General features: G+C 44.0%; 16 protein-coding genes, 1 tRNA gene and 1 pseudogene. 12 read left to right on the plus strand and 6 right to left on the minus strand.

The genetic code is table 11. From position 1 onward, the window contains the following. Nucleotides 1-132: 132 nt before the first annotated feature. Nucleotides 133-414 carry a transposase gene (locus tag ICN44_RS04920; protein WP_028819441.1) on the minus strand — a complete coding sequence of 94 codons (282 nt, stop codon included), beginning with the start codon at nt 412-414 and terminating at the stop codon, nt 133-135. Nucleotides 415-488: 74 nt separating this feature from the next. On the opposite strand from ICN44_RS04920, the pseudogene ICN44_RS04925 reads away from it, so the two are divergent. Both ICN44_RS04925 and gspF read left to right on the plus strand, forming a co-directional pair. Further along, nucleotides 489-1,136: pseudogene (locus ICN44_RS04925) on the plus strand (GspE/PulE family protein); the annotation flags it as partial. A 12-nt stretch (nt 1,137-1,148) separates the two neighbouring features. Then, a complete protein-coding gene (gene gspF, locus ICN44_RS04930) occupies nt 1,149-2,369 on the plus strand; it encodes a type II secretion system inner membrane protein GspF (RefSeq protein ID WP_216262963.1) in 1,221 nt (406 codons plus the stop codon). A 67-nt stretch (nt 2,370-2,436) separates the two neighbouring features. Here the strand turns inward: gspF and ICN44_RS04935 are convergent, their stop codons facing one another. Beyond that, nucleotides 2,437-3,129 carry a TetR/AcrR family transcriptional regulator gene (locus tag ICN44_RS04935; protein ID WP_216262964.1) on the minus strand — a complete coding sequence of 231 codons (693 nt, stop codon included), beginning with the start codon at nt 3,127-3,129 and terminating at the stop codon, nt 2,437-2,439. 98 nt (nt 3,130-3,227) lie between these two features. Between ICN44_RS04935 and ICN44_RS04940 the strand changes: the two genes are divergently transcribed. The 3 genes from ICN44_RS04940 to ICN44_RS04950 are packed head-to-tail and all read left to right on the plus strand — an operon-like array spanning nt 3,228 to nt 7,419. Further along, a complete protein-coding gene (locus tag ICN44_RS04940) occupies nt 3,228-4,427 on the plus strand; it encodes a YHYH protein (RefSeq protein ID WP_216262965.1) in 1,200 nt (399 codons plus the stop codon). Between the two features lie 39 nt (nt 4,428-4,466). Beyond that, the gene (locus ICN44_RS04945) at nt 4,467-5,555 is read left to right on the plus strand and encodes a hypothetical protein (RefSeq protein WP_216262966.1); all 1,089 of its coding nucleotides are present in this window, start codon (nt 4,467-4,469) and stop codon (nt 5,553-5,555) included. A 1-nt stretch (nt 5,556) separates the two neighbouring features. Further along, nucleotides 5,557-7,419: a multicopper oxidase family protein gene (locus tag ICN44_RS04950; RefSeq protein ID WP_216262967.1), complete on the plus strand. Its 1,863-nt coding sequence runs from the start codon at nt 5,557-5,559 to the stop codon at nt 7,417-7,419. A 21-nt stretch (nt 7,420-7,440) separates the two neighbouring features. On the opposite strand, the gene ICN44_RS04955 is transcribed toward ICN44_RS04950, so the two are convergent. From ICN44_RS04955 to ICN44_RS04965, 3 genes are all read right to left on the minus strand, one after another. After that, a complete protein-coding gene (locus ICN44_RS04955; RefSeq protein ID WP_216262968.1) occupies nt 7,441-8,133 on the minus strand; it encodes a TetR/AcrR family transcriptional regulator in 693 nt (230 codons plus the stop codon). Between the two features lie 56 nt (nt 8,134-8,189). Further along, entirely contained in the window at nt 8,190-8,813 is a 624-nt protein-coding gene (locus tag ICN44_RS04960) for a hypothetical protein (RefSeq protein WP_216262969.1), read from the minus strand. Nucleotides 8,814-8,971: 158 nt separating this feature from the next. After that, complete coding sequence (locus ICN44_RS04965; protein ID WP_216262970.1) at nt 8,972-9,595, minus strand: hypothetical protein; 624 nt, start codon at nt 9,593-9,595, stop codon at nt 8,972-8,974. 198 nt (nt 9,596-9,793) lie between these two features. Between ICN44_RS04965 and ICN44_RS04970 the strand changes: the two genes are divergently transcribed. From ICN44_RS04970 to ICN44_RS04995, 6 genes are all read left to right on the plus strand, one after another. Next, complete coding sequence (locus ICN44_RS04970; protein WP_216262971.1) at nt 9,794-10,090, plus strand: hypothetical protein; 297 nt, start codon at nt 9,794-9,796, stop codon at nt 10,088-10,090. A gap of 146 nt (nt 10,091-10,236) precedes the next feature. After that, entirely contained in the window at nt 10,237-11,514 is a 1,278-nt protein-coding gene (locus ICN44_RS04975; RefSeq protein WP_216262972.1) for a TolC family protein, read from the plus strand. Beyond that, a complete protein-coding gene (locus ICN44_RS04980; protein ID WP_216262973.1) occupies nt 11,511-11,870 on the plus strand; it encodes a hypothetical protein in 360 nt (119 codons plus the stop codon). The genes ICN44_RS04975 and ICN44_RS04980 overlap by 4 nt, the downstream gene beginning before the upstream one ends. A gap of 344 nt (nt 11,871-12,214) precedes the next feature. Continuing rightward, the gene (locus ICN44_RS04985) at nt 12,215-12,427 is read left to right on the plus strand and encodes a hypothetical protein (RefSeq protein WP_216262974.1); all 213 of its coding nucleotides are present in this window, start codon (nt 12,215-12,217) and stop codon (nt 12,425-12,427) included. A 33-nt stretch (nt 12,428-12,460) separates the two neighbouring features. Beyond that, a complete protein-coding gene (locus tag ICN44_RS04990; RefSeq protein WP_216262975.1) occupies nt 12,461-13,138 on the plus strand; it encodes a hypothetical protein in 678 nt (225 codons plus the stop codon). Between the two features lie 170 nt (nt 13,139-13,308). Then, nucleotides 13,309-13,740: a hypothetical protein gene (locus tag ICN44_RS04995; RefSeq protein WP_216262976.1), complete on the plus strand. Its 432-nt coding sequence runs from the start codon at nt 13,309-13,311 to the stop codon at nt 13,738-13,740. A 253-nt stretch (nt 13,741-13,993) separates the two neighbouring features. Here the strand turns inward: ICN44_RS04995 and ICN44_RS05000 are convergent. After that, nucleotides 13,994-14,080, minus strand: a tRNA-Leu gene (locus ICN44_RS05000). 155 nt (nt 14,081-14,235) lie between these two features. Here ICN44_RS05000 and rnr point away from each other — a divergent pair. Further along, the gene (rnr, locus tag ICN44_RS05005) at nt 14,236-16,617 is read left to right on the plus strand and encodes a ribonuclease R (RefSeq protein WP_216262977.1); all 2,382 of its coding nucleotides are present in this window, start codon (nt 14,236-14,238) and stop codon (nt 16,615-16,617) included. The last annotated feature ends 15 nt before the right edge of the window (nt 16,618-16,632 follow it).

Below are 16,632 nucleotides of genomic sequence, written 5' to 3' on the forward strand. Positions count from 1 at the left end.
CTTCGTCATCTCTAGGCAATGGCATATAGCGATACGCTGCTCTAGATAGCCCCACTAAACTGCAGGCAGTCCGCTCAGAGATAGAATGCTGGTCCATGAGCAGCTGCGCTGCATTTTTACGCCTAGTAGGGCTTAGAAGTTTCCCTTAATGACTTCCTTAAGCATGACTTCTCGTAGCGATAAGTCCGCTACGAGCTTCTTGAGTCGGGTATTTTCCAGTTCTAGATCTTTGTACTTACGAGCTTGATCGACCTTCATGCCGCCATAAATCTTGCGCCAACGATAGTAGCTTTGCTCTACCGTTCCCACTTCTTTACAGGCCTGGGCTAGGGTTTTGCCGTTCGTTGTCAGGACATCGATTTGACGCAATAAGGTGACGATTTGCTCGGGTTTAAGACGTTGGCCTTTTGCCATATTTAGCACTCCTTTAAGGTGAAGATTATCAAAAATCCTCTCTTCTGGAGTGGTACTAAAAATCAGGTCAGTTCAGTGGCAAAACAACTACGCTGTATGGTGCATTACTACGACTCCGGAATAAAACCAACAACATCATGACGGTAGAAGATCCTATCGAATACAACCTCGATGGTATTGGTCAAACTCAGGTCAACCCCCGGATTGATATGAATTTTGCAAGAGCATTGCGAGCTATTTTGCGCCAAGATCCAGACATCGTGATGATTGGAGAAATTCGAGATTTAGAAACCGCCCAGATTGCAGTGCAAGCCTCTTTGACCGGGCATTTAGTGTTAGCAACTCTACATACTAATGATGCTCCATCGGCGGTGACCCGTTTAATAGATATGGGCATTGAACCCTTTTTACTTTCCTCCACCTTGCTGGGTGTATTGGGTCAAAGACTGATTCGTCTTCAATGCCGCTCATGTCATGGCAAGGGCTGTGAGGTCTGTAGCGAATCTGGTTATAGCGGCAGGGCAGGTATCTATGAACTCATGATGGCAACAGAATCCATTAAAGAGCTGATTCATAATCGTGCCGCTGAAAGCGAGCTTCGTAAGCAAGCAGCTAATAATGGTATGCGAAGCCTGGCAGATGATTGCCAAAGATGGATTGATTCCGGGCAATCTACCGTTGAAGAAATGATGCGCGTTACTGGCGCGGTTGTCATAGACTAATTAGCACTCTATATGACGCGCTATCGCTTTGAAGCACTCACCTATGGCGGTAAAAGTGAACGTGGTATCGCTGAAGGGGAGAGCGCTCGCGCCATCCGCCAGCAGTTACTATCAAAACAGCTCGTGCCAGTTAGCGTCGAACCTGAAACCCAGTGGACCAAAACAGCATTTTGGCAAGGCTACTTCTCTGAAAATAAGCCTCTCTCTCGAAGTGAGTTAGCTGTTTTGACCAAGCAATTTGCATTGCTAGTGCGATCAGGAGTTCAGATTGATGAAGCCCTCATGATTTTGTCTGAGGAAAGTTCAAAAAAGCATATTAAAGCTACTCTGCAGTCGATCATCACTGAATTACGAGCCGGCCTCTCTCTGTCGGGCGCGATAGCAACACAAGACACCAGTTTTGATTCCTTATATCAAGGGGTGGTTGCAGCTGCAGAGCAATCCGGAAAAATGGGGCAAGTCCTCACTCAGTTAGCCGATTTTTTAGAAAAGCGCCAAGCCTTAAAGCAAAAAGCCTTAACCGCTTTAGTCTACCCAGCGATGTTGACAGGCGTCTCATTCATGGTGATTATATTTTTAATGACTTATGTTGTTCCGCAGATCGCCAGGGTATTTGAAAGCACTAAACAAGTTCTCCCTTTTAGCACTCACTTTATTTTGGGCCTATCTCATTTTTTAGTGGATTGGGGTTGGCTCCTCGTCATTGTCATTGGCATTGCTATTTATTTGACTAAAAGAATGCTTGAGAGACCTGATCTTCGCCTGCGCTTTGATACTTTCTATTTAAACTTACCTGTTATTGGACCATTGCTGTTGGGTTTTGAGACGGCTAGGTTTGCCAATACGATGGCAATGCTGGTGAGCGCGAATGTTCCGATATTGATAGCCTTACAAAGCGCTAAAAATACTTTAAGCAATCATCTCTTGAAAAAAGCGATTGATTTAACCGAGCTGCGTTTAAGAGAGGGCGCTAGCTTGTCTCGTGCATTGGGCACTCAAGGCGTATTTTCTCCAATCTTAATTCACCTCATTCGTTCAGGCGAGGCTTCAGGTCAGTTAGCTGAAATGCTGAAATACGGAGCAGAGAATGCCGAACTGGAAGCAGAGCAAAAAACCAAAATATTTACGAGTTTATTAGAGCCAGTACTGATTTTACTGATGGGCCTTCTGGTGTTGGGGATTGTTATGGCAGTGATGCAACCGATCTTGCAAATGAATTCAGGAATAAGGTAGGGCAGATGCATATCATCCCGCCATAGGCATTTGCTACTTGGCGGATTTCTTGGCCAATTGCTAAGGCTTACTTTTTAGCTAAAGCGCCCATTTCGGCTAACTTCCCAAAGATACCAGTTTCAGGAAGCTGGAGTTTTTCTAGTAGGGGCAATTGAGAAATCTTACTAGCCGATTTAGCATCTATACCCAGGCCTATTAGCACCTGATTGGTAACTTGATCTTCAAAGCCTTTTGCTGGACGCTTAAGAAGCATCGTGTAAATACCACCAATTAAGCTGCCAATTGCAATATTAGCGCCGATAGAGGCTGGCATATTGGCGAAACTTCTCTCTTTAATTCCCAATTGAATATCACGAATAATGTTTTGGAAGATTTCTGAATCCGGGTTTTGACTTGGCCACTGAATTTGCGTCAAGAATCTACCAAGCATCGGAAAATCCACTACCAGGCGCATCAATATTCTCATCGTAGAGGCTAGGCGTGTCACGGTATCTACGCTTGGGGGCATCGATGCACTAATCAGATCGGCAAATTCTTGCATGAGTTGTTTTGCAAGACCATCATATAAAGCAGGAAGTGATGGGAAGTAGTTATAAAAGCTACCCCTAGAGACGTCGGCTTGCCGTATGACATCCTCAACTTCTAAATCATGGATGGAGTTCGTAGAGGCTAGCGTTAGTCCGGAAAATAGGAGGTGCAACTGCATCTCCTCACGGCGGAGTGCGGCAACCCTTACTCGGTGATCTAAAGCTTTAGCCATAAAGAGATTCTACCTTTTTTGCTTGACTCAGAGTTGATTTATGTCAAAATGACACCATGTATATTTAGAGGTTCCGGAGTCAAAAAATGCTGTGGAAAATGAATATTTCTAAAGTCTCCAAAAAGACTGGATTAGCTCTTGGCCTTTTGCTTACGACAGCAATTATTTTGGTGGCTTGTGGTGGTGGAGGTGGTGGAGGTGGTGGAGGTGGGAGCGATTGTACCTCTTCAGTATCTGACGATACAGGTGGGAAGACATTAGTCACTGCTGTTCCAGGAAGCAGTAACGCTATCTGCGGCAAGAATGTTCAATGCGTTGATTATATTTTTGCTTTGGTTGCTAAAATGCCATCTACCATCAGCCAACTCTCAACCCCATGGACCAATACCTGCACTAACATTATTTACGATTCAAAAATTGCTTTTGTGGATGGCTCAAATGATGCAACTGTTTATGCCGCGGCAGGTAGTGTTTTTGCAATGACTACCAATCCATTGCTACACATTACTGGATTTGCTGGTCAAGGCACTCGAGCTTTTGTTGGAAATGGCTTACCTACAACGAAAATGGGGACGTTTCCCGTCCAAGCTGGAACCGCTGCTTATCCTTACTATGCTGCTTTGCCAGGTGGTTCCAACCCTGCAGGTACTAGTGTGGCTACCGGTAATCCAGAGTATGTAAACGCCGCTGCAATTGGAATTTCACCTTACCCGTTCGAGGGCGTTGTTCCTTTAAATCCAGTGATTAGTGGGGCATATCCGATTAATTCTTTAATTTCGGGGTTTGCTCTTACCGGTGCTCCATGGCATATCGAAAAGGCTAATGACTCCAGTGGAAATTATTACAGCCCCATTAACGCTCTACCTAACGATGCGTGTTACGGCCATCCTTACAATCAGCAGTATCACTACCATGCATATTCTTGGAAGTGTTTCCCCAACCAAGGAACTACTGGTCAATCGCCGGTCTTTGGTTTTGCTTTAGATGGCTTTCCAATCACTGGTCCTCGCGGAGCTGACGGCAATGAACTGACCAATGCAGACTTAGATGAATGCCATGGGACTACATCAGTACTCGACATTCCCGATGGAGCCGGCGGATTCGTAACAAAGCTCACCTATCACTATGTTCTGAATAGGGAGTATCCATACTCAGTTGGTTGCTTTAGAGGCAAGGTGAACTATAAGGCAGCACTTGGAGGGGCTGGGGATGTTCCGATTGTTATAAACGGCCAAACTTTTTATACCAATAATTATATGAAAGAAGGCTTCGCTTATCCAGATTCAGCACAACCCTAAACTCCATGATGAGCATGATCATCTTTTGTGGGTAACTTTGTGTCGGGGTTAGCAAATGATTCATTTCAAGTTATATCTATATCAGGGGGTAAGGACCAGACTTTAGCTTTATTAAAGTCTGGTGAAGTATTGGGCTGGGGTGGTGCAGGTAGTGGTCGTGTAACCCCACCTTTTGTTGATATTTGCAGCTCTTTTAAAGCGGCAGATGCCAAGCCAGTATTCGTTGGCAAACTATCCGGTTGTTCTAATATCTCTGCAGGATTTGGTGTTAGCTTAGTAGTGACTGAGCAGCAGCAAACATTGATCTGGGGATTTTGCCAAGTCGGCATTGGCGGAATTGCTCTATTTTCTGAGGAGCCTACGCTCATCAATGGCGTTAACAATATCTCTAAGGTTGTGGCCGGACAATTTCTATACGCCGCAATAGATCAAGCGGGGAAAGTTTATACCTGGGGGTTGAATACAGATGGTGCCTTAGGGCGCCCATCAGCGCAAACCAATGCATCACCAGAAGCAATAGCTTCTTTACCTGAGATCCAAGATATTGCGATTGGCGATAACTTCATGATGGTGCTCACTAAAGACGGCAAGTTATACGGCTGGGGCAGTAATTCAGCAGGGCAGTTAGGTCTTGGGCATCTCAGAGCGGCAAGTACTCCCGAGACAATTTCACTTCCGATAAAAATCAATAGTATTGCGACGGGCTCTACTCATGTGCTTGCAGTTTCTTCTGAAGGCAAGGTGTATGGATGGGGTAGTAACAATTTTGGCCAGCTGGGGAGTAGTGCTCATCCTTATATTGATAACCCAAAGTTGATTTCGTTCCCAGAAAAGATCGCAGCTGTTGCTGCTGGCATGCATTACTCACTTGCAATGGCTACAAGCGGAAAGGTCTACGCCTGGGGCTGGAATGGATTCGGTCAGCTTGGACTGGGTGATCTGAAAGCTCGCAACACTCCTACACGTATTCCTAATTTATCTGGAGTACGAGCTATTGCTGCTGGTGAGTCACATGCATTGGCGATCGGAAAAGGCCAGCTGCTAGGCTGGGGCAGTAATGAGTCAGGTCAATTGGGTAATGCAGTGATAAAGCAAATGACCCCGAACCCATTCTTGGCAATTGCTTAAGATGAAATCAGAATTTAAACGCCGCCACTTCTTGCGCATGAGTGCGACCCTCGCTTCGGGCATAGCAGTTCCCGCAAGTTTCACTGCTTGCAGTCGTGAAGAAGAAGCGACGCCAGCTACTCCAAAACAAACATTTGTTCAGCCCACCATGCTTGAGGCTAAAAATGGCTTGCTAGATGTGACTCTCACAGCGTCTTATTTGAATACAAAGCTAGCTGGGGATGATTCAAGCAAACAATATCCGGTGTCCTTGCGTGCTTATGGCTACGACAATCAAGGCCCTAGTTACTCTGGACCCACATTGGTAGTGAAGGGCGGAGATCAATTGCGTATTAAGTTGGTAAATAACTTGCCTGTCAATCCACCGTTTATGGCTTTACGTGATCCGACTAATTACATGAAGCCAAATACCACTAATTTGCATGTACATGGTCTGCATGTCTATCCAGGAATCTACTCAGATCGCAAGCCGCTGGAGTATGGTGATTACGTAGTTGATCCGAATATTGGTGGTGTTTTGCCAAACGGCGATTCAAGGCAGTATGTATATCAAATTCCGAAAGACCATCCTGAGGGACCATTTTATTACCACCCTCAATACCATGGCAGTAGTGCAATTCAGGCGGCTAGCCTGATGTCTGGGGCCATCATGGTGCGCGGGCCTGTAGATGATTTGCCAGAGATGTCTCAAGCAGAAGAATTGATTTTCTTATTTCAGGCGCCTTATTTTGCAAGTAGCCAAATTAGTAATAACTATGGTGTCAAAGATGGCTTGCTTGAGAAGTTCGCCCAAATTGCCAATCATCCAACAGGTCATGGAGTTCATAGCTCCAACCAAGATTATGTAGATACTCAGCCTGTTTTGATTAACGGTGTGCGTCAACCTACCATCGTCATGCAAAGTGGGGAAGTGCAGCGATGGCGCTTCATTAATACGCAAGTTTTTAATTACCTTAATCTGAGTTTAGATGGCCATACCCTAAATCAATACACGACAGACGGATGGGGTAGCAGTACTTACCAGGAATATCCTGATGCACGGCAAAAGAATGGCAAAGGTATTTTGTTGGCAGCTGGTAATCGCTCTTCAGTATTAATGAAAGCTGGCGAGCCTGGCACTTATCTACTCAGATCATTACCAGTCAAAATTGCTCAAGGCAAACAAACTGCTATATTGCCAGGAGATGTTTTGGCTAAGATTGTGGTGATCGATTCTAAAAAGGTAATGGCATTACCACCAACACCATTACCTATTAGCACTTTCTTAAAGCCCATTACTGATCAAGAGTTCGCTAGTGCAGGTGGAAAAAAGCGCAGCATCATCTTCAATATGGTTGGTAACGATAATCTAGACCCTTCTCGTAATGAACCATCTGCGATTGAGAAGGCAACGGCTAGCGCAACGGTTATTGCATCAGAAATCACAGAGTCAGCCAAGAAGGGTATTGCTTTGGTCAAAGCAGAGATTTCTAAGGTGACGGGAAAGCCCATCGAAGGCTCTAAATACTTTCCGCCATTTGTATTTCCTACTTATGATTATCAGTTACAAGCAGCCAATATCATTATTCAGAATGTGATTCTAGGAGCAATTGAAGAGTGGACTATTTTTAATTGCAATAGCATTGCCCATGCATTTCATATTCACGTTAATCCAATGTTTATCACGAAGATTAATGGTGCACCCATCAATCCCTATTGGTGTGACACTGTGTCTTTGCCAGTTGGAGGCACTCCAGAGATGCCTACTTCAGTAACATTTCGGATACGTTTTACAGACTTCGTAGGTCCTTACATTCTTCACAGCCAAATGCTGCAATATTCTGACTTGGGGATGGTTCAGCGGGTAACAGTAGTACCAGCGTAAAGGATGGTATTACCTAATACCTCAATCAGTTTTTGTATGATTTTGTAATGACGCTATATTAGAAGCCATTCCCTTTGGCGGCACAGGAAATGCTGAGACAGAGCTTTTTGATAGAGCAGCAGCAGTTTTCGAATCTACTCCCAAGCTGATGAGGATTTGATAGACAACCTTATCCGCATAATCATCAGATTGTTTGCTTTCAAGAAGATCTTTAACGGCTCCCCTTAAGCATCCAATAATCATATTTGTGCCGATTGATGGCGGCATATCAGAGAAGTAGCCTTGAGTTTTACCTTCTATAAAATCTTTTTCTATATCCTTATACATCACGTGATTTGGATCAGAGCTAGGCCATTCTGTTTTTAGTGCTAATGAGGCCAAAAATGGTGCTTTAGCAGCAAATAATAGCGCTTGTTTAGTTTTAATAACTACGCGAATAGCTGGATTTGGAATTTCGGGGGAATGAGATAAAGCGTATGCCACCATTTCATTTGTCAATTTTTGGCCTAGTGCTTTAAATAGACCATCAGCAGAATTAAATATTTTATAGAATGTGCTGCGAGATACTTGGGCTTTATTGAGGATATCTTCTATCTCGATATGTTCTATGGAGCCCTCTTTAGCTAAATCAGAGGCACTCAATAAAAGGCTTTCTTCTATCTGCTCAAGATGTTTTTCGTCAGACTTAAAGAGATGGTGAACTACCTTTGGCATGAATAGGCTCGGGATTCAGTCTTATATAGGAGATATGTTATCAGGCGAAATATGTTTTACTTACCGAGAAGTCTAACCATCATATCAATGGCAATTTTGCGATGCTCTTGAGTGCCTGCGATGGGATTACCTTCCATAAAAGGTCTTTCTATCGCTAAACAAATCTGCCTTATAAGTATAGACGCTTCATTGGTTGTTAGTGCTCTAAAGGTATCCGTCCGGTTTTTGCTAGCAGCTATTAGATAGGACTCGACCAGTAAATCCATATAGTCAAAGTAATCATGTGGGAGACTATTAATTTTAGTAAAGCGATTCTCAAAAAAACGCATTACCGCGGGATTGATCTGTTGGATGTCAGAAAATGCGGCATCAACTACATTCTCAGCAAAAGCATGAATGGATGTATTGATCTCAAATTGAGTAACTCTGATTGAGAATTCTTGTAGCTTTTTATCCCTACCTTTTTTGATAGCCCATAAAAATACATTTTCAATCGAGCCAAGTCGTCTCACTAAGGTGCCCAAGGCATAGCCCGACCTTTGCGCCAGTGATCTGCTAGTAAATAGTTCTGGATCGGCTCCCGCTGTTAATTGCTCAGCCGCTTGCAAGATGTCCGCCATCGTTTTTAGCGAACGCTCTTGTTTTGCTTCGGCAAATTGGATTGCAGACTTTGCATTCATATTAAGAAATCTTAAAAAAGGATTAAAGCGAAATGCTAGCTAAGAGGCTAACTAATAGCTTTATACAACCAAAATAATAGATTGGGATATATCGTTTATAAATTTCAGAAAAATGTGAACACATTTTCCATGGTTTTATAGACTATTAAGCGGCTATATCACTTGCCTAGTAATCTAGTGATGGCATCAACTAATATGCGTCGATGTTCTGCGGTACCTGCTATGGGGTTGCCTTCTACAAAAGGCCGTTCTCCCATTAAACATAGATGCCTAATAATTAAGGTCGCCTCATCTTTAGTCATTTGTCTAAAGGTATCCGTTTTATTGCTCTGGGCTGATTCTAGATAAGGCTCGACAAAACAATCCCAATAAGAGAAGTAATCTGCTGGGAGACCGTCTCGCTTGGTAAATCTACTCTCAAAAAATCGCATTACCTTGGGGTTCACTTTTTGGATGTTGGCAAATGCACTATCAACCATATCTTCTGCGAATTTTTGAACGGAAACATCCGGATCGAAATGAGCAATATTTAGTGCGAACTCATTTAATAACGAGCTCCTACCCTTTTTGATAGCCCATAAAAATACATTTTCAACGGAGCCAAGGCGCCTTACTAAGGTGCCCAAGGAATAACCCGACCTTTGCGCCAGTGATCTGCTGGTAAATAGCGCGGGATCAGCCTCTAAGGCTAATTTCTCAGCCGCTTGCAAGATGTCCGACATCGTTTTTAGCGAGCGGTCTTGTTTTGACTCGGCAAATAGGATTTCGGACTCTGGATTCATATAAAAAAAGAATTATTGCAATAAAAAGCGGAACACTATCTAAATCAAGTAATAGTCTGCCATAAAGCCCAAATAATATATAGGGTTGAGCGAAAGTATTTATCCGCCAAATGTGAACAGCTAACCGGCTGATTCCGTGATTTTGCATAGTAAATTGGCTAGGTATTTCTCTAAACCCCTTTATTTAATGGAATAGACATGAAAATCAAATTAGCACTTATTACACTTTTATTACCAACCGCTGTTTTTGCGCAGGCAGGCAAATCCCAAGAAAACGCCGGTTATCAAGGCACTACCAGTGCGACACAGGGATTGGGCGCTTCAAACCCTAACGCTGGTAAAGGCAATTCCGGACAAACCCCTGGCTACCAAGGCACTACAAATGCCCAAAAGGGATATGGCTCTGCAAATCCTACTTCGGGCACCGTCATTGTCCCTGGAGCTGGGATGAATAACGCGAATGGTGTAAATCCAGCAGCTGTTAATCCTAGATAACGCAACCCAGCAATTCTTTCAAGTGTGTTTTTTTAGTAAAAGGAACTTGTAATCCTACGCTTGAAAAGTGGTTGGTTTTTGTGTTTATTGTTTTTCAGATAAGCCGCTCTTTGGAGTGGCTTATCTGTTTTGAGAAATTATTTTTTATGTATAAACCATACCGTTACTTAGCGCTATTCGGAACACTGGGACTCCTCTGGTGTGGGTTTACTCATGCCGTAGAGTTTAAGAGCCCTCCGATTTCAATTGAGCAATATTTAGAAATTGTGAGGCAGAATAATTCCCTGATTAAAAATGCTTCCTTAGATGTGCAAATTGCAGGGGCCAATAAAGAAGCTCAAAGTCTCTATCGCATTTCCCCGACAGTTAGTTATTCCCGGGGGCCTATTCAAAATCAAACTCCTTACACGCCCTACAATATTCCAGCCTCAAACTCCTATAGCCTCTCCTTTACCGTCGAAGGGTGGGGCAAGCGGAGTGCCCGAGAAAAGCTTTCTCAATCTCAAATTAATGCCAGTACAACGCAGCTTGAAAATACAAGTAACGATACTCAGACCAATGCTTTATTTACTTATATTAATACCCTCAGACTTTTGCTAATAGTTAATTCTGAAAAGGCTACATTAGATAAATTAGCGACTTATCCTAGCGCTCAAAAAGTAACGGATGCCCAAAAATTTTTAAAGACCCAAATAGCAAAAACCGAAAAAGATTTGCATTTTGCCTCATTAAATTTATTGAATTACTCTGGTGATGCTTTGAAAACGCCACCGCTGCCAAAGGGGAACCTCAATATCCCTATGCAGACCTACCGTATCGAAGATCTCATTGATCAAGCGCAAAATAACCGAGCCGAAGTTCTGAACCTCATGGCATATATCGAAGTAGCAGATAAAAACATAGATTTAACAATGAAAAATCGTAATGTTGATGTGTATCCCTATATAGGCCAAATGCGTACCTCACAATATCAATATTCGAATGGGGCAAATTATTCCTTGCCAGCAATTGGTCCTTTGCCTGCTCAAACAATTAATACAGCTGGTACAACCTATACAGCTCAGAATCAGATTACTGCAGGTATCACCATTCCTATTCCAATTAATAATTTTTTACAAAATGCTGATATTGTGCGTGCCGCAAATCAAAAATTACAAAATGAGATGCAATTAAGGGATCTTAAAGTCCAAATCGGCGTGCAGGTCTTACAGGCCTCCCTACAATATGAAGGCGCTAAGGAGAATTTGATGAATGCTCAAAAAGCGTATGAGGCTGAATTGAAGAAACCCAGTGCAGATTCAGTAGCGAAAATCATGAATGTGCGAGATACAGAGGAAGACTTACTGAATTCCAAAACCAACCACCTTAAAGCCTTAATTAATTTATGGCGTCAAAGTGGAAACTACAGCGTACCAACTTTATGAAAAAAATCTTATTCGGTATTTATATGGGTGTTGCGTGTACTTTGGTTTGGAGTCAGCCTGCCACGTCGTTGCCGCCACTGCCTCCCCCGCCTAATCCTGCTTCAGTTGGTAATGTTGGCTCCCCAGCATTTAATATGCTTCAAAACAATATCAAGTCTGCCCAATCTTCAGAGCAAATCAAAGGCGGACTTATTCTAGAGTCAATTGAGGATAGCCTTATTTCAGGACCTGGGAATACCAAAGGTAAGAAACCTTCAGCTGCCTACGATAAGCAACCTAGAAGTTTACAAATGCCAGAGTCTTTTGAAAGCAATATTCAGGGCCTGCAGTTTATTCAAAAACCCCCATCCCAATAAATTGGTATTTGCTATTTGTATTCACCCCCAGCTAAAAATGAACTGCAATTTCTAGGTCAGAGATTAAGGTTTAATAATTGACTTTCAAAACAATCTCATAAGAGCATTCTTTGTCATTCTGCGATGCTCCTCAGTCTTAGTTTCATGCTAAACCAGCTCTTACAGTGATAAAAAGCGGAACACCCTCAAAAAACTGAAATAGCAGACCGTAAACCCAGACGATATATGGGGTTAAGAGAACGTGTTTATCCGCCAAATGTGAACAGCTAACCGGCTGATTCCGTGATTTTGCATAGTAAATTGGCTAGGTATTTCTCTAAACCCCTTTATTTAATGGACTAGACATGAAAATCAAATTAACGCTTATTGCTCTCTTATTTCCAGCCGCTGTTTTTGCGCAGGCAGGCAAATCCCAAGAAAACGCCGGTTATCAAGGCACTACCAGTGCGACACAGGGATTGGGCTCTGCAAATCTCAATGCCGGAGGTGCTCGCGTTCCACCCGGTAGCGGAGCTCCACAAGCCCCTATATCAATTGATCCTCGGCCTGTAAGGTAATTACCCTTTAACCCATTTCCCATTGGAGATCTTATGAAATACAAACTAACACTTCTTGCACTTTTATTGCCAACTGCGGTGTTTGCCCAATCCACTTCTCAACAGAAAGCTGGGCAAGCTAATGAACAATCAGCTTTGAATTTTTACAATCAATCTAACCCAGGACAGCAGGCCGGATACAACAACACAGCACGCGCAGCTGGCGAAGGCCCTAATAACGTCTCGGTATATAGCGCCGGAAACGTTTATCTGAATGCAGGCCTATATGGTGCGGCAGCGAGTGGTATCGGGTATGGAGGTACGGCAGCAGTTAACGCAGCTACTCCGGGCGCTACTTCTACCAGCAATTCAGCCTTGAACAGTCTTAATTCTGCTGCTAAAAATGCGCCTACTACAGGTACATATGCGGGCGCACAAGCCACTCAAAATGGTCTTAATAACGGTGCTGCTTCAGGCCAATCAGCCTCTAACGCTAGCTACTCAGGTGGCAACACCGCTGCGAGTGGTACTAAATCTGCGGCTAACACCGTTGCAGGCGGCACTACTTCTACAGCTAATACGGTTGCAAGCGGCACTACTTCTGCGGCTAACACCGTTGCAAGCGGCACTACTTCTGCGGCTAACACCGTTGCAAGCGGTGCTAGTTCCGCAACTAACTCAGCCGTGAGCGGTGCTAGTTCTACCGCTAAAAAAGCAACTAGCTGGTTGTAACAGCCTACAAACATGCTCCTAAATTGATTAATTTTACAGTTCTATAAGAGGGCTTTAATTCTTGGTCAATACAGGCCAAAAACAAATAGTGATGATGAAGTCTCTGTTTGTACTTAAGGTCCTCTTTACATCAATTGCAGTAGTTCAACTCTAAAAAGAAAGAGAATCACATGTCTTTACCATTAGCCTTCCCAGTAAAAATGCTTGCCGGAGTAATAGCGGCACTATCCTTTGCAACAGCAGCTCAGGCTGCTATGCCAGAGCCTCCCAGCCCAATGACTCTAGTCAATATGAGTTTTGATCAGCGTATGGCTCATGTCAAACAGGTGCACACGGCTGTTTTGCAATCTACACCTCAAGAAGTCGACAGCTATATGAAAAAGTATGACACTCAAATGTCAAAATTAAGCCCAGCTGACGCTAAAAAATATGAAGAAAAAAGACAGGCAAACGCAAATGCATTAACGCCACAGCAACAAAGTGCATTTGTAGCACAGCAAAAATCTTTCGCTCAATCACTGACGCCAGCACAGAGGGCGGAGTTGAAACCCCATCATGATGCTTGGTTAGCAAATCAAAATGCTATAGCAAATAAAAAATAAGATTTTCTATTAATGAATAGCCAACCCACTGATCTGGGGTGGCTATTTATTTTTCAAAAATAAAGTAGACGGGCTTAACTTCTTTTGGGCCCCAATGGGACTCCTAGACCCTTTATGAAAAGCGAGGGGTTGTCTTTTGAGAAGCCGCTCTCACACACCCCCATCTACTCTTTATGTATTTTTATGTAGAAATGGTCATTTTTCTTTATAATGATCATGTAGTAACCGGCGTAGAGCGCCGTTAAATCTTGTTTGGTGCCCAGGAAGGGACTCGAACCCCCACAACCTTACGATCGCCAGCACCTGAAGCTGGTGCGTCTACCAATTTCGCCACCTGGGCATGCCTTTATTATAGAGGGATGGGTATTTCTTGGTCATTTCTGGCCTGATTCGGCTTTTTCCTCTCAGACTTGCTGGTTTGATACAGTAGCCTTATTCATAATAAAAATAGATATCAGCAGATATATACAGGGCATGTATTGCCGAAGGAATTAAATGCGTAAAGCAAAAGACTTGATGCCACGTGAGGCTGACCGTTTAGGAACAGTTCAGGGGCATCGAGATGGATTTGGATTTGTCATTCCCGATGATGGTGGCGAAGATATCTTTCTATCTGAAAGAGAAATGTCACGTGTCATGCATGGCGATAGAGTCAATGTCAGGGTACTAGGAACGGATCGACGCGGTCGCCCAGAAGGGCAGATTGTTGAAGTAGTTCTGCACGCTAATAAAGTAGTGATCGGTCGTCTCTTAAATGAAAACGGTGTCCTAATTGTTGCGCCTGAAGATAAGCGCATTGGCCACGATATTTTGATTCCGCCTAAAGGGCAGGGCACCGCAAAATTAGGGCAGGTTGTTAGTGTCGAAATTATTGATTACCCAGATAGCTATCGCCAAGCGGTTGGTCGAGTTGTAGAAGTATTGGGCGAAATTGATGATCCCGGTATGGAAATCGAAATCGCTGTACGAAAGTATGGCGTCCCTCATGAATTTTCTGCTGCCGCCATGAAAGAGGCTGCAGCATTACCAGATACAGTTCAGCAAGAAGACTTAGAGGGTCGTGTAGATCTACGCGATGTCCCGCTCGTCACCATTGACGGTGCTGATGCTAGGGACTTCGATGATGCTGTTTACTGTGAGCCGGTCATGTATGGCCAGACTAAAGCCTGGCGACTGATCGTGGCTATTGCTGACGTATCTCATTACGTCAAACCAGGTCACCCATTAGATGACGAAGGCTTATTGCGCGCTACTTCAGTCTACTTTCCAAGACGCGTAATCCCGATGCTTCCCGAGAAGATCTCCAATGGTCTTTGCTCGCTCAATCCAGATGTCGACCGCCTGTGTATGGTGTGCGATTCTGTTGTAGATAACAACGGTATTGTGTTGGCTTACCAGTTTTATCCAGCAGTAATGCATTCGGCGCAGCGCTTTACTTACGATACCGTTTGGGAAATTCTTTCTAACAGCAAGGGCCCTGAGGCAACACGCTTTGCTCAGTTCCGTCCATTGCTGGGTAACCTATATTCGCTTTATAAGATTCTATTAGCTGCTCGTGAGAAGCGGGGCGCTATTGAGTTTGAAACAACCGAAACACAAATCATCAGTAATGAGCTTGGCAAGATTCTGCGCATTGAGCCACGCCTTCGGAATGATGCCCACCGCTTAATTGAAGAATGCATGCTGACGGCTAACGTCTGTGCTGCTGACTTCATTGATAAAAATAAGCACCTTAGTCTTTATCGTGTGCATGGTGAGCCATCAGAAGAGAAGTTGGTTACTTTGCGCCAAGTTCTGAGAACTTCAGGGCTGTCATTGGGGGGTGGCGATAAACCCAAACCACGTGACTACGCTAAATTAATGCGTGAAATTAAAGAGCGCCCCGATGCCAATATGCTGCAGTCAGTGGTATTGCGCTCCATGCAGCAAGCGATGTACCAGCCTGACAACGAAGGCCACTTTGGCTTGGCTTACCCAGCTTACTCACATTTCACAAGTCCGATCCGCCGTTATCCTGATTTACTAACGCATCGCGTGATCAAGTCGATTCTCCAGAAAAAACCATACGTACCGGTATTGCCGCCAAAGGTTCCACTTAATCTCACCTTGCCACGTAAAGGTAAAGGTCGCGAGAATGCAGTCAATGCCAAGAAATCCCAAAGTGATGCCAAGGCAGGAGTAGCAAAAGGCACGAAACCACCTAAGGGTGCCAATGCCGCATTGCCAATCTGGGGCCAATTGGGCGTTCATTGCTCATCCAATGAGCGTCGTGCTGATGAAGCTTCACGTGATGTAGAAGCTTGGCTCAAGTGTTACTACATGCGTGACCATTTAGGTCAAGAATATGCTGGCACTGTCACCGGCGTTGCCAGCTTTGGTTTATTTATTCAACTAGAGAATCTCTTTGTCGAAGGTATGGTGCATGTCACCGAACTTGGCGGAGATTATTTCCAATATGACGAGGCTCGCCAAGAATTACGTGGTGAGCGTACTGGTATTCGTTATCGTTTAGGCGATCGTTTGCATGTATTGGTCAGTCGCGTTGACTTAGATGCGCGCAAGATTGAATTTAGTCTCGTCAAATCCGTTGGTGCTGAGCCTGGCGGATCTTCCAATCGCCGTCAATTACTTTTAGCAACGGATACAGGCAGACCCAATAAAAAAGCAGCCCCTCAAAGAGGTCGTTCTGACAACAGGACTCCACAAAAACCAAGTGGTATTAATGTGAATGCAGCTAAATCTGCTGGAACTCTGGGAGCCAACCAGTCTAAGAGTAAAGCTGCTCGCAAAAATGGCAAAGCAAAGCCCGGCAGGGCCGTCGGCAAGCCTGCAGGCAGTAAGCCTCCAGTTCGCAGCACTAAAGCACGCCGCAAATAAAGAATAGAAAAGAAA

Source organism: Polynucleobacter sp. JS-Fieb-80-E5 (assembly GCF_018882015.1).
Lineage (GTDB): Bacteria > Pseudomonadota > Gammaproteobacteria > Burkholderiales > Burkholderiaceae > Polynucleobacter.